Origin of the sequence: Streptomyces sp. NPDC058637 (genome assembly GCF_042717325.1) — a bacterium.
Lineage (GTDB): Bacteria > Actinomycetota > Actinomycetes > Streptomycetales > Streptomycetaceae > Streptomyces.
In genome coordinates this window covers 124,645-137,665 of sequence record NZ_JBHXRD010000007.1, presented here as the reverse complement: position 1 = coordinate 137,665, position 13,021 = coordinate 124,645, and the positions used below count along the sequence as shown (strand labels likewise).

At 71.9% G+C, this 13,021-nt stretch carries 11 protein-coding genes; 9 read left to right on the top strand and 2 right to left on the bottom strand.

What is annotated here, in order from left to right:
* Positions 1-3 precede the first annotated feature (3 nt).
* From ACFWVP_RS09235 to ACFWVP_RS09195, 9 genes are all read left to right on the top strand, one after another.
* Positions 4-498 carry a 3-hydroxyacyl-ACP dehydratase FabZ family protein gene (locus ACFWVP_RS09235; protein ID WP_384494955.1) on the top strand — a complete coding sequence of 165 codons (495 nt, stop codon included), beginning with the start codon at positions 4-6 and terminating at the stop codon, positions 496-498.
* Positions 495-2,303, top strand: a complete 1,809-nt coding sequence (locus ACFWVP_RS09230; protein ID WP_384494953.1) for a beta-ketoacyl synthase N-terminal-like domain-containing protein — start codon at positions 495-497, stop codon at positions 2,301-2,303. Before ACFWVP_RS09235 ends, ACFWVP_RS09230 begins: the two co-directional genes overlap by 4 nt.
* A 13-nt stretch (positions 2,304-2,316) precedes the next feature.
* Positions 2,317-3,717 (top strand): class I adenylate-forming enzyme family protein, encoded by a 1,401-nt coding sequence (locus ACFWVP_RS09225; RefSeq protein WP_384494951.1) that lies wholly within the window; start codon positions 2,317-2,319, stop codon positions 3,715-3,717.
* A complete protein-coding gene (locus tag ACFWVP_RS09220) occupies positions 3,714-4,514 on the top strand; it encodes a thioesterase II family protein (protein ID WP_384494949.1) in 801 nt (266 codons plus the stop codon). The genes ACFWVP_RS09225 and ACFWVP_RS09220 overlap by 4 nt, the downstream gene beginning before the upstream one ends.
* Positions 4,508-5,464 (top strand): DMT family transporter, encoded by a 957-nt coding sequence (locus tag ACFWVP_RS09215; RefSeq protein ID WP_384494947.1) that lies wholly within the window; start codon positions 4,508-4,510, stop codon positions 5,462-5,464. Before ACFWVP_RS09220 ends, ACFWVP_RS09215 begins: the two co-directional genes overlap by 7 nt.
* 44 nt (positions 5,465-5,508) lie before the next feature.
* On the top strand, positions 5,509-6,540 hold the full coding sequence (locus tag ACFWVP_RS09210) for an ornithine cyclodeaminase family protein (RefSeq protein ID WP_384494945.1): 1,032 nt from the start codon (positions 5,509-5,511) through the stop codon (positions 6,538-6,540).
* Positions 6,537-7,715 carry an NAD(P)/FAD-dependent oxidoreductase gene (locus ACFWVP_RS09205; protein WP_384494943.1) on the top strand — a complete coding sequence of 393 codons (1,179 nt, stop codon included), beginning with the start codon at positions 6,537-6,539 and terminating at the stop codon, positions 7,713-7,715. Before ACFWVP_RS09210 ends, ACFWVP_RS09205 begins: the two co-directional genes overlap by 4 nt.
* A 109-nt stretch (positions 7,716-7,824) precedes the next feature.
* Positions 7,825-8,907: a saccharopine dehydrogenase gene (locus tag ACFWVP_RS09200; RefSeq protein ID WP_384494941.1), complete on the top strand. Its 1,083-nt coding sequence runs from the start codon at positions 7,825-7,827 to the stop codon at positions 8,905-8,907.
* Positions 8,908-8,935: 28 nt separating this feature from the next.
* Positions 8,936-10,078: a saccharopine dehydrogenase family protein gene (locus tag ACFWVP_RS09195; protein ID WP_384495158.1), complete on the top strand. Its 1,143-nt coding sequence runs from the start codon at positions 8,936-8,938 to the stop codon at positions 10,076-10,078.
* Between the two features lie 672 nt (positions 10,079-10,750).
* On the opposite strand, the gene ACFWVP_RS09190 is transcribed toward ACFWVP_RS09195, so the two are convergent.
* Together ACFWVP_RS09190 and ACFWVP_RS09185 are read right to left on the bottom strand one after the other, a co-directional pair.
* Positions 10,751-10,954, bottom strand: a complete 204-nt coding sequence (locus ACFWVP_RS09190; RefSeq protein ID WP_010982331.1) for a cold-shock protein — start codon at positions 10,952-10,954, stop codon at positions 10,751-10,753.
* Between the two features lie 1,240 nt (positions 10,955-12,194).
* Positions 12,195-12,803, bottom strand: coding sequence for a hypothetical protein (locus ACFWVP_RS09185; RefSeq protein ID WP_384494939.1), 609 nt, complete (start codon positions 12,801-12,803; stop codon positions 12,195-12,197).
* Positions 12,804-13,021: the final 218 nt, after the last annotated feature.

Here is a 13,021-nt window from a genome sequence, read left to right as displayed (position 1 = left end):
GCAATGCCCCCGTCGCAGGAGCCGCAGCAGGGTGCCGACCGGCAGATCGGCTTCTCGGAGCTCAAGAAGTGGCTGCGCCACCGCCACCCGATGATCTACATCGACCGGATCACCGACCACGAGCCCGGGGTCTTCCTCAAGAGCCTGCTGTCGGTCTCCGGGAACCTCGACGCCATCGCGGGACACTTCCCGGAACGGGCGATCTACCCGGGCAGCCACCTGATGCAGGCCTTCGCGCAGTCCGGGATCATCCTCTACCAGATGAGCACCAGCCCGCTGGCCGACGACGAGCTGACGCTGATCGGTTCCGTGAAGTCGCGGTTCACCAGGCCCGTCGTCCCCGGCGACCAGGTGATCTTCGACGTCCGAGCCGACCGGCTGGTCGGCACCACGTTCTTCTTCTCGTGCCAGGCGACCGTCGACGGCCTGCCGGTCGCCGCCTTCCGTGGAACGCTGACCCGCAGGAAGGCCGCGGACCTCGGCCGTCAGCTGTGGTGAGTGCCGCGCCCGAGGCCGTCGTCACCGGTATGGCCTGGGCGACTCCGCTGGGCGACGGCCTCCAGGAGGTGTGGCAGCAGCTCTGCTCGGGTGCGACGGGTGTCGCCGACCTGCCGTCGCCGCACCGGCTGCGTACGGAACGTGCCGCCGCCGTGCCCTCCCCGGCCTACCGACCCGGAGGCCGGGAGGCCTGGGACCGGCAGGTGGGCCTCGCGGTGCGCACCATGGCCGCGGCCCTGCGGGACGCGGGCGTGGCGGCGGACGACGGCCGACTGACCCTCGTTCCGGGCACCAGCTTCGACGCCCGCATCGACCGCGAGGACCCCCAGGAGGACTGGGCCATGGCGGCGGCCCGCCAACTCGGCCACCGAAAAAGGCCGTTGGTGGTCACCACCGCCTGTTCGGCCGGGGCCGACAGCCTGTTGCTCGCCCGGGCACTGCTCCACGAGGGCGACGGCGAGGGAATCTTCCTGGCGGGCGGGGTGGACGTACTGACCGAGGCCAAGCGGCTCGGTCACTCCGCACTCGGCACGATGAGCCCCACCGGGCTGCGCGCCTTCGACGTGACGCACGACGGCATGACCCTCGGTGAGGGTGCGGGCTTCCTGGTGCTGGAGGGCGCCGCCGCGGCCCGCCGCCGGGGCGCCCGGGTGTACGCGACGCTGAGCGGCGCGGGTTCGGCCAACGACGCGTCCGGGCTGACGGCACCGGATCCGTCCGGGCGCACCGTGGCCGCCGCGGTGCGGCGGGCCCTCGCCAGGTCGGGCAGCGTGCCCGGCGACGTGGCCGTGATCTGCGCGCACGGCACCGGCACCCCGCTCAACGACGAGGTCGAAGCCGCCACTGTCCAGCGGCTGTTCGGCGGCGTCCGGACCGGGCCCGCCGCCCTGGTCTTCGGAACCAAGGGGGCGCTCGGCCACAGTCTCGGTGCCACCGGGGCGATCGAGGCGGTGGCCACCGTGCTCGCCCTCCAGGAGGGACAGGTGCCTCCCCTCCACGGACTCTCCTCCCCGCTGCCGGGTCTGTCGCTGCGGCTGCCCCGCGGGGGTCCGGAGAAGACGCACGGTACGCGAGGCATCAGCCTCACCCTGGGGTTCGGCGGATTCAACACCTGCCTGCTGTTCGACTCCGGGCCGCCCGCCGGGGACGACGCGGTCACGGCAGCGCCTTCCGCCGTGACCGACGCGCCCACCGCGGTGCCTTCCGGGTCCGGCAGCCGCACACCGGCCCTGCCGCTCGCCGTCGCCGGGCACGCGACCCTGTCCGTCGCCGACCCCTCGTCCTGCACGCGCAACAGACCGTCCTTCTACGCCGACCCGGTCGCCTGGCTGATCGTCTCCGCGGCCGAAGAGGCGCTCGTCACCTGCCGGGAGGAGGTCCTGGCGGAGCCCGACGAGGTCGCCGTCCTGGTCACCAACGACGGCCGGGCTATGCCCACCCACCTGCGGATCGCCCGGGACGCGGCGCGCGGCCGGGTCTCGCCACTGCGGTTCGCGGGCTCCAATCCCGGCATCCTGGCCGGACTCACCTGCCTCACCCTCGGTCTGCGGGGCCCGTCCCTGGTCCTGGAGTCGGACCCCGACGCCGCCGCGGACGTCGCGACGGCGCTGGCCGGGGCCTGGCTGCACACCGGCCGGGCGAGGTACGTGCTGTGGGCCGCGTACCGGCAGGACGGCGACTCGTGGACGGCGACCTGCGTGGTGCTCCGTGCCGGGACGCCCGACGACGACGGAGCCGACGGCGCCGGGTTCGCCCGGAAACTGTTCACCGACCCGCCGATCGCCGACGCGGTACAGCGGCCATGAAGGGACACCACGGATGTCTGCCACGGATGACCTCCTGTTAGAACACCGGCGGGTCGCCGAGTTCCTGGACCGCTCCTCCGAGCCCGGCGCGGCGGACGGCCCCGAGCCGTCGCTGGACGACACCCTGGCCGCGTTGGCCGCGCTGGGTCTGCCCCCCGGCAGCGCCGTGCTGCTGGCGCTCTCCAACTCCCTGCACATGCTGCGCCTCTACCTGTCCACCCTGCTCCTGGGGCTGGTGCCGCTCGCCGTCGCCCCGGCGACCCCCTCCGCGCGCATCCGCAGGCTGGCCCGGCAACTGGACGTCCGGGTGCTGATCGCCGCCCGGCCCGACCCGCAGCGCTACGGCGTCCCGCGCGCCCACCCGGTCCCGGGCGGCGCGGCCGTCCTGCTGAACGAGGCGAGCGGCCCGCCCCCGTACGCGGCAGGAGACGTGCTGATGTCGACCTCCGGGACGTCCGGGGCCGCCAGCGCCTGCCTGCACCGGGCCTCGTCCCTGCTGCGCAACGCGGAGCGGCACGCCGGGGCCGTGGGGATGCACTCGGGCGACACCGTCCTCGTCAACCTGCCCCTGTACTACTCGTACGCGATGGTCGCGCAGGTGCTGGCCGCGTACGGGTGCGGTGCCAGGGTGGTGGTGTCCGGGCCGCCCTTCTCCCCGGCCGGGTACATCAAACAGATCGCGGACCACGGGGTGACCCACTCCTCCGTCACGCCGACCATCGTCCGGCGGCTCCTTGAAGAACCCGCGGGAGCTCCGTCGGGCGTCCGGGCGCTCACCGTCGGCGGCGACCGCCTACCGCCGGAGCAGGTGGCCAGGCTGCTGGCGGGCCGTCCCGGCGGCGAGCTGTACCTCACCTACGGGCTGACCGAGGCGGGGCCCCGGGTGTCCACCCTCGCCGCGCACGCGGAACCCCCGCACCGGTACGCCTCCGTGGGGCTGCCGTTGCCCGGGGTGCGGGTCTGGCTGCGTGAGCAGCCCGGTGACGAGGGCACCGGTGAACTCATGGTCGCCAGCGACACGACGCTCGTGCGCAAGCTCTCCGACGCACCGGGAGCCGGACGAACACTGTCCGCCCCGGGGGTCGTCGCGACCGGTGACGTCTTCCGCATCGAGGACGGCTACCTCTTCTTCCGGGGCCGCCTGTCGGACTTCGTGATGATCAGGGGCGAGAAGGTCTCCCTCAGCTCCGTCCGCCAGACCGCGCTGGGCCTGCCCGGTGTGGTGCGCTGTGTGACGAAGGTGGGCACAGGGGACGACGGAGAGTCCTTCCTGGAGGTGGAGCTGGAGGTGGCCGATCCGCAGCCCGACGCGGCGCAGAGCATGCGGCGGACCCTCAACTCCGCCCTCCTGCCGTCGGAGCGCCCCCGCACCGTCACGGTGACCGAGGCCGACCAGGAGGGCTTCCACAAGTGACCGCGCCGTCCGTCCCCCGTACCGCACCGCCCCGCCGGGACGCGGTGCTCCGGCTGTTCTGCGTACCGCACGCCGGAGGTTCGGCCCGCGTCTTCCGGGGCTGGCAGCGGCACGCTCCGCCCGGCATCGAGGTGGTGCCGCTGGAACCTGCGGGACGGGGAACGCGGACGGGAGCGTCCACCGCGCGGTCGGTACGGGAGATCGCCCGCGACTTCGCCGCGACGGTGCGCGCCACGGCCGGGCGGAACCCGTACGTCCTGCTCGGGCACAGCATGGGCAGCCTGATCGCGTACGAGATGGCTGCCGCGGCGGGGCCGGAGGACCAGCCGGAGCCGGCGCTGCTCGTGGTGTCCGGGCGCAACCCGCCGCACTGCCCGCCCGCCTGGACACGCCGGGTCCTCGGCCTCACCGACGGCGAACTGTTCGCCGAACTCCGGGCCCTCGGGAGCGTGCCGCCCGGGCTGAGTCCTTCGATCGCCGCGCACTTCTTCCTGCCCGCCTTCCGCGCCGACCTGCGGATGGCCCACACCTACCTGCCCGGGGAACAGCTCCGGCGCACGGCGGCGCCCCTGCTCGTGCTGGCAGGCCGTCAGGACCCCCTGACCAACGACGCCGTGCTGACGCAATGGGGGCGGTACTCCGACGAAGGCTGCACCGTGGCGCACCACGACGGCGGCCATTTCTCCGTGTACGAAAGGGTTCCCTGGCTGATGGGGCTCATCAGCGCGCAACTGCGGCGGGTCGAACCGGGGCCGCCCGGACGCTCGTCCGCCGGAAAAGAAGGTCACGGATGTTGAAGGGCTACCTGCTCATCGGGCTCTCCGCGACCGGCTTCGGGCTCATGCCCGTCTTCGCCACGTTCGCCTACCGTGACGGGCTGACCCTCGCCACGCTGCTCTTCCTCCGTTTCGCCCTCGCGGCGGCGGTCTTCCTCCCGTACGCGATCCGCCACGCGCGCCGCACCGGCCCCCCGAAGCGGGCGGACCTGCTGCGGCTGGTCGTGCTGGGCGGGGTCCTGTACACGGCACAGTCGGCGCTGTACTTCTCGTCCGTCAAACACATCTCGCCCGCGCTGGCCGCCCTGCTGTTGTACGTGTACCCGGCCCTGGTGGCCACCGTGTCCGCCGTCGTCGGCCGGGACAGGCCCTCGCTGGCCATCGTCGGCTCGATGCTGGCGTCCTTCGCGGGAGTGTCACTCGTGCTGGGCCGCATCGGGGCGGACCTGAACATCGTGGGCGTCCTGCAGGTACTCGGCGCCGCCGGGGTCTACACCGCCTACATCCTGTACGGCGACCGGGTGAGCGGCAGTGTGCACCCCGTGGTGATGACGGCCTGCGTCTCGGCGGCCGCGGCGGTCTCCTTCCTGCTGTACGGGGCGGCCACGGGCGATCTGAGGCTCGACTTCGCGTTCCGGGGCTGGCTCTGGGTGCTCGCCCTGGCCCTGGTCTCCACGGTCGTGGCGATTCTCTGCTTCTTCCTCGGGATGACCGTGATCGGTCCGACGCGCGCGTCGATCGGCAGCATGCTGGAGCCCGTGGTCAGCATCGTCGCCAGCGCGGTGCTGCTGAGCAGCGGGCTGACGTGGCTGCAACTCCTGGGGGCCGCCCTGGTCCTGACCGGTGCCACCGCCGGCGTCCTCTCCAGCCGTCCCTCGTCCCCGGGCGCGCAGCCCACGCCGCCACCACAGCTCTCGCGGGACCACGACGCCACGCCACCACGGTCCGGGCAGCCGCCCCCGCGCCGCTGACCGGCCGCCGCCCGACCTTCCCCCGAGAAGAACCAGGAGACCTCATGCCCACACGTCCGCTCTTCTGTTCGGCCGAGGAGGTCGCGACGCTGCTGGGAATGGACGAGGCCATCGCCTCCCAGCGGCGCGCGTTCACCGCCCTCGCCCACGGCACGGCCGACCTGCCGCCGAAGGTCATGCATCCGAGCCGCTTCGACGACAGCGTGATGTTCTGTTACGTGTCCCGCCTCTCCGCGGACACCGGGGCGGTCGCCAAGTTCGGCAGCGTCCACCCCGCCAACCGCGCACACGGCCTGCCCAGCGTGAACGCGGTCGTCGTCGTTCTCGACCCCGCGACCGGGGCCGTCGTCGCGGTGCTGGACGGCACCACGTTGACGACGCTGCGCACCGCCGCGGCGAGTGCGGTGGCCGTCGACGCGCTCGCCCTTCCGGGCGCGGACGAGCTGGGACTGCTCGGCTCGGGCACCCAGGCGCTGGCCCACGCCCGTGCCGTCGCACGGGTACGGCCGCTGCGTGCGGTACGGGTCTGGAGTCCCACCGAGAAGCACCGCGTCCTGGCCGCCGAGCGCATCGCCGCCGAACTCGGGGTACGGGCCGACGCGGTGGACAGCGCACGGGAGGCGGTGAACGGCGTGCCCGTGATCGCCACCTGCACTCTCAGCCGTGAGCCGGTCCTGCGCGGGCGGTGGCTGTCGCCGGGCGCCACGGTGGTGGGCGTCGGCTCGTTCGAGCCCGACCGGCACGAGGTGGACGCGCACGCCCTGCAACGGGCCGCCGCAGTCGTGGTGGACGATCCGCGGACCGCCGCAGGACACGCGGGTCCCGTGGTCGCCGCGATCGGCAGCGGCGACCTCGTGCCCGGTGATCTCGTGCCCCTCGGGCAGGTACTGACCGGGCAACGGGCGGCGCGCTCCTTCGAGAAGGACATCGTCCTGTACTTCAGTGTGGGCCTCGGCATCCAGGACGCGGCGGCGGCCTGGGCCGTCGTCGACGCGGCCAGGGCCGCGGACGAGGGACCGGCGGCCGTGGACGTACGACCGGCGCCTGCGGACGAGCGACCGGCGGCCGCGCGATGAGCGGGCGCGGGGCCCGGCCTGGCGGAGCGCTGCCGGGCCGGGCGTCGGTCGTCGTCATCGGCGGCGGAGTGATGGGCACCAGCATCGCCTACCACCTCGCCCGTGCCGGTGTGCGCGACGTGGTGCTCGTCGAGCGGGACCAACTGGGCAGCGGCTCCACGTCCAAGGCCGCAGGGGGAGTCCGGGCGCAGTTCTCCGACGTACTGAACATCCAGCTCGGCTCCCGGAGCTTGGAGGCCTTCGGCCGCTTCGGCGAGGAACCGGGGCACGACATCGGGCTGCACCGGGTGGGGTACCTCTTCCTCCTGTCGACATCTGAGCAGGTGGCTTCCTTCGAGGCCGGTGTGCGGTTGCAGAACGGTCTGGGCGTGCCCAGCCGCATGATCGACGCGGCCGAGGCGCAGCGGCTGTCCCCGCTGATCAGCACCGAAGGGCTGCTGGCCGCCGCCTTCTCCCCGGACGACGGGCACTGCACCCCCGAGGCGGTGGTGCACGGCTACGCCGACGCCGCACGCCGGCACGGTGTGGTGATCGTCCGGCACTGCGCGGTCACCGGCATCGAGACGACGGGCCCGGACATCAAGGCGGTCCTCACCTCCCGGGGGAGGATCGCCACGTCCGACGTCATCTGCACGGCCGGTGCCTGGTCGGCCGAGGTCGGCGCCATGGTGGGCGTGGAACTGCCCGTGCAGCCGCTGCGCCGTCAGATCGCCGTCACCGGGGCGGTGCCGGGGATGCCGTCCGACGTGCCCATGACGATCGACTTCGACAGCAGTTTCTACTTCCACGGGGAGGGCCCTGGCGTACTGCTGGGCATGTCCGACCCCGAGGAGACCCCGGGCTTCCGCACCACGGTCTCCGACGCGTGGCTGCCCCGGCTGCACGCCGCGATGAGCCGGCGTGCCCCCGCCCTGCTGGAGGCGCGCGTCACCGGCGGCTGGGCCGGACTGTACGAGACCACCCCCGACCACAACGCGCTGATCGGCGAGGCCGGCGGACCCGCGCGCTTCCTGTACGCCACCGGGTTCTCCGGGCACGGCTTCCTCCAGGCACCCGCGGTGGGCGAAGTGATCCGTGACCTGTACCTCGGCCGGGAGCCTTTCGTCGACGTGTCCCCGTTGCGGGCCGAGCGTTTCGCTGTTCAGGAGGCACGCCCGGAGGCCAATCTCGTGTGAGCGGAACCCGCAACACCCAGGCATCCGTGCCACCGAAGCCCCGTACCACCGGTGCCACCGGAACACTTGTCGCGACCGGCACCGAAACCGACAGGAGCGGCCGACCGCCATGACCGATGCCCCGCAGCTCTGGATGCGCCGTGAGACCCGCCCCCACGAGCGGCGCGCCCCGATCACCCCGGAGGACGCCCGTCGGCTCGTCGCCGCCGGTGTCCCCGTGACCGTCGAGGACTGCCCGCAACGGGTGTTCCCTCTGTCGGCCTACCTGGCCGCCGGATGCCGGCCCGCCGCGCCGGACGCCTGGACCGGCGCGCCCCGCGACGCGGTCGTCGTCGGCCTGAAGGAACTCCCCGACGGTCCGGACGGGTTGGTTCACCGCCATGTCATGTTCGGTCACGCCTACAAGGGGCAGCCGGGCGCCGCGCGCCTGCTGGACCGGTTCGCGGCGGGCGGCGGCGTACTGCTCGACCTCGAAGAACTCACCGACGACCTGGGGCGCCGTCTGGCCGCCTTCGGCTACTGGGCCGGATACGCCGGAACCGCCCTCGCGGTCCTGTGCGCCCGGGGCGGGATCACCTCACCCCCCGTCCCCACCACGCGGGCAGCACTGGACGCCTCCCTGGAACGGAGCCCCGGGGACCCGGAGTTGAGGGCTCTTGTCCTCGGCGCACTCGGCCGCTGCGGACGCGGCGCGTGCGACGCGCTGACCGCCGCAGGCCTCGACCCGGTCCGCTGGGACATGGCCGAAACCCGCGACCTCGACCGCCCGGCCCTGCTCGCCCACGACCTGCTGGTCAACGCCGTACTCAGCACGGTGCCGGCCACCCCCTTCCTCACCCCGCGCGACCTCGACACCCCGCACCGCAGGCTCACCACCGTCTGCGACGTGACGTGCGACGTCGGATCGGAGTGCAACATGCTGCCGATCTACGACGCGGTGACCACCTGGGAGCAGCCCGTACGCAGACTGCTCGACACGCCACCGCTCGACCTGATCGCCCTGGACAACCTCCCCTCGCTGCTGCCCGAGGAAGCCAGTACGGACTTCTCGGCGGCACTGCTGCCCCAGCTGCTCGCTCTCGCTCACGGCCGCAACGACCCGGCCTCCCCGTGGGGCCGTTGTGCGGCCCGCTTCCACACGGCACTGCTGACGGACATCGACCGCACCTCGGAAAGGACCGGACGTGAGTGATGTGACCGACGTTACGGGCGCGACCGACATGATCGCCCCCACCGGCACCGTGCACTGGATGGGTGCCGGCCTGTCCACGGGCAGCGGACTCGCGGCCGTCCTCCGGACGGCACCGCAGGTACGGCTCTGGCACCGCAGCGCCGACCGCGCCGAGAAGGCTCTGGACCGGCTCGGGCTGTCCGGTCGCGTCGCCCCCCGTGCCTTCACCCCCGAAGCGCTGAGCGCCGAACTGGTTCCCGGCGACATCGTGGTCTCCATGCTGCCCGCCTGTGAACACGACGCGCTGCTGCACGTGTGCGTCGGCCGACGGACCCATTTCGCCTGCAGCAGCTATGCCTCCGACGCCATGCGCGAACTCGCCCCGGCCGCCGCCGCGAACGGCACCGTGATCCTCGCGGAGGCGGGACTCGATCCGGGCATCGACCATCTCTTCGCCCACAGCCTGATCGGCCGGGCCGGGGAACGGTGGGGCGACGCTCCCGCGCGGGTCCGCTTCACGTCCTACTGCGGGGGGGTGCCCGCCGTACCCAACGATTTCCGCTACCGCTTCAGTTGGGCGCCCCGGGGCGTACTGGCAGCGCTGCGCACGCCCGCCCGGTACGTGGCGGACGGCGATCGCGTCACTGCCGCGAGGCCGTGGGAGGCCGCCGTCACGCAGACGGTCGGCGGCGAGACCTTCGAGGTGTACCCCAACCGCGACAGCGTGCCCTTCATCGCTCAGTACGGGCTGCCCCCGCAGTGGAACGTGGACACGTTCGTGCGGGGCACGCTGCGCCTGGGCGGCTGGATCAGCGCCTGGGAACCGGTCTTCGCCGAACTGCGCCGCGGCGACGACACGCGGATCGCACACCTGGCCGACGAGTTGGCGGCCCGCCACCCCACCACTGACAGCGACCGCGACCGCGTGATCCTGAGGGTCTCCCTCGACGTGCGCAACGATGCCGGGGACGCCTGGGAGGGCCACTACCTCCTCGACACCGTCGGCGACGCCGCCGAGAGCGCCATGGCCCGCTGCGTCTCCCGGCCACTGGCCGACGGGGTGGAACAGATCCTGCACGGCCTCCTGCCGGTGGGCCTGACCTGTGCGGCCCCCGGGGCCGACGAGTCCGAACAGGCCCTCGCCCGCCTCGCCGGACACGGCATCGGCTTCACCCGTCACCTCCCCGACTGAGCGCCCTCCCGTACGGCGGTCGTGCCATATCCATGCGGTACGGCCGACCATCCATGCGGTACGGCCGGCCATCCAGAGGTACGGCGAGCAGCGGCTCACCCGAACGTCGCACCGTCGACAGGGGCAATCCGCCCCATGGGGCACGTTCACGCACACGGCATTTCAACGGGTTCGCGAGGTCCTGGCCGAGTACGAAGCCCCGGTCAGCACCGTGGAACCACCCGACCCCGCGCCGACGGCCGCAGCGGCGGCAGCCCAGCTGGGCTGCGCCGTCGCCGACAACATCGTCCTCCGCGCCGACGGCACGCCGCTCGTGATCGTCACCAGCGGCGGACACCGCGTCGAGACCCGTCTCCTGGGTGGGGAGGGCGCGGAGGTGAGAATGGGGCGGACGCGGCGGAAGGGGGGCCCGGGGCCATCCGCTCCCACCTTCCACGGACGTCCTTCCGGCCTTCCCTGTCCGCCCGACTGCGCTCCCTGCGGGGGACTGAAGGGGCCATGGGACGGAAACCCGGGGTCCGACGGTTGAACCCTCCGCTGCTCCGGGACAGGGGTCTGCGAGCCGACCGGATCTCCATCAGGGCAGGATTCACGTCGTGACGGAGGACGGCCTTGACGCACGGGACCCGCCCCGCGAGCAGTCGCGAGGCGGGTCCCGAGAGGATGGAGGGCTCAGGCAGGGGTGATGTTCTCTGCCTGGGGGCCCTTCTGGCCCTGGGTGACGTCGAAGTTCACCTTCTGGCCTTCCTGGAGCTCACGGAAGCCGGAGCTGGCGATGTTGGAGTAGTGGGCGAAGACATCGGGGCCGCCGCCGTCCTGCTCGATGAAGCCGAAGCCCTTTTCGGAGTTGAACCACTTCACGGTTCCGCTGGCCATGTTGCCTCCAAGGCATTGAGAATCGGTTCCCGCACCCTGCGGGAACCGGAGGTGATCGCCCTGGTCCTTCGAGACTCGCTTGAACAGCACAATCGCCCGCTGACAATCTCGCGGGCGATTTCCTAGGAACCACGACAGCTGGACCTGACGCTACACCGATGAGCCATCTCTCGTCAGTACTTGCCGCTAGATGAAGAGCGTCACATTCTCACCTGGTCGACCCGGCCGGAGGCGAGGGGTTCCAGAGAAGACGGTCGTGAGCACGCCAGGTCCGGCCAGGCAGACGACCCTCGAACTCCGGGTGCCGTCCGAGGAAGGGGGCAGTCATAGTTCCCATGGGGCCCAACGGCCCCGGTTCGTCGGAGCCGGTGTCGCTGCCGCACTCTGCCGCACCGAGTCCCGCCGGTGTCGTCAGCGGAGCGCACTCGTCCTGCTCGGCCGGGCCTCTGGTGAGGGACATCACCAGCACGACGACGGAGGACCTGTCGTCCGCGACGTGCACGGTCACTCGTCGGCCTCCGTCCCCGAGCGCGGCCCGAGTCAAGTGGCGGAGACCGTCATGACGGTCACCGGCGGCTCGGGGACAGAGTGTGCCCCCACGCCTCCCAGCTGGTCTGTGACCTTGTCCGACGCCTTCCTGGGCGTCCACGACGCTTTCTCGGGAGCCCAGTTGGCCGCACGCCGGTTCCTGATCGTCACAGGCGGACGGGAACGGTCGGGAGCGACGTCCGCTCCCCGCTCCTCAGCGCCACTGCCGGCTTCTCTTCGCAGGGCACCCTGGGGACGCAGCGTCCTTACCGGCTTGGGGGCGGCAGGCTTTGGTCTCGGGAACGGCCCGGAAGGGCTCGACGGGCCTCTTGCTCCGTGGGGCCTCCTGGGCGGAGGAGGCGGCTTCGGGTGACAGCCCGGCCGGCGCATGGCATCGAGCGGAAGTTCCTCCATGGCACGACGGTCCGGCACCATGCGGCCAAGGACCCCTTCACCGGACCTCTGGCTCTTCTACGCAGCGGAGAAGCCCTCACCCGTCCTCGGGTCTTGCCGATGGACGACGGTCTTCGAGAAACAACTGCGGGGACCAAGGAATACCTGGGTATCGAAGGCACATGACCAGTCGACAGGAGCAAGCAGCTACGGGCCGACCTGAGGGAGCGACCACCCCCCCGAAGCGGCCAGAGGGCCGAGCCCTTGGGGGCACGCCAGGGGCTCAGCCAGGCCCAGGCCCTGGTAGGTCCTGGCACCGCTACGGGGCCGGTGCCTCAGCCTCCTGGGATGAGCCGACGGAGGCCGCTGAGACCGAGCTGTAGAAGACAGAGCGTCCTTGCCTGTGCCGCTCCATCAGGCCGTGCGCAACCCCTTGCTCCAATGTGTTGCGCACGACGGTGACCTGTACCTGGCGCTGTGGGTAGGCCTCTGTCAGAGCCGCGGTGACTTCGGTGGAGGACTTCGGCTCACGTTGACCTGACAGATATTCGGTGACCAGCTCCCGCCACGTCGGCCGACCAGGCTCCTTGCGTGTGTCGTTCGTGTCGTTCGTGTCGGGCGAGTTGGGCGACGGGGCCACGGTTCCGCCTGCCGCCTTCCGAAGAGAGGGCTTGGCCTTGCGCCGACGCGCGGAAGGAACGCTAACCGCCGTCTTGCTGCTCGTGGGGGCTGCCGATGCGCTGCTGTCCAGAACTTCGCGCATCTTCACCAGCACCTGTTCGCCCGTCTCGAGGCTGATGAGTTCGTCCTGGAGGCGATCGAGCTCGGCCCGGACGCGCTCCTGCTCACCCCGGTTCGCACTCAAGTCGTCGGAGATTCTCTGGGCATAGTTCGCACTGATATCTGCTGGTGGAGTATTTTTGGCCATGAGGTCCTCATCTGTGGCTGAGATCAACGTCTGTTGTGGCCGATGCTACGCACCTCGGTGAATCCGCCCACGCGGTACCGGTTCCTCGAATCGAGCCGTTGTCCGTGGTGCGAGCGATGCGCACTCGCGAGGATGACCAGGCTGGAAGCGGAAGAAGAGCTGCAAGCCGAGCCCGCCGGCCCGTCGGCGTGCGGAAGCAGGCCGCTGACCTGGACCCG

Excerpts from the sequence above, each read along its gene's own strand:
- ACFWVP_RS09190 (WP_010982331.1), bottom strand. The coding sequence starts at position 10,954 with ATGGCCAGCGGAACCGTGAAGTGGTTCAACTCCGAAAAGGGCTTCGGC.
- ACFWVP_RS09210 (WP_384494945.1), top strand. The coding sequence starts at position 5,509 with ATGCCCACACGTCCGCTCTTCTGTTCGGCCGAGGAGGTCGCGACGCTG.
- ACFWVP_RS09225 (WP_384494951.1), top strand. The coding sequence starts at position 2,317 with ATGTCTGCCACGGATGACCTCCTGTTAGAACACCGGCGGGTCGCCGAG.
- ACFWVP_RS09235 (WP_384494955.1), top strand. The coding sequence starts at position 4 with ATGCCCCCGTCGCAGGAGCCGCAGCAGGGTGCCGACCGGCAGATCGGC.
- ACFWVP_RS09185 (WP_384494939.1), bottom strand. The coding sequence starts at position 12,803 with ATGGCCAAAAATACTCCACCAGCAGATATCAGTGCGAACTATGCCCAG.
- ACFWVP_RS09195 (WP_384495158.1), top strand. The coding sequence starts at position 8,936 with ATGATCGCCCCCACCGGCACCGTGCACTGGATGGGTGCCGGCCTGTCC.
- ACFWVP_RS09215 (WP_384494947.1), top strand. The coding sequence starts at position 4,508 with ATGTTGAAGGGCTACCTGCTCATCGGGCTCTCCGCGACCGGCTTCGGG.
- ACFWVP_RS09200 (WP_384494941.1), top strand. The coding sequence starts at position 7,825 with ATGACCGATGCCCCGCAGCTCTGGATGCGCCGTGAGACCCGCCCCCAC.
- ACFWVP_RS09205 (WP_384494943.1), top strand. The coding sequence starts at position 6,537 with ATGAGCGGGCGCGGGGCCCGGCCTGGCGGAGCGCTGCCGGGCCGGGCG.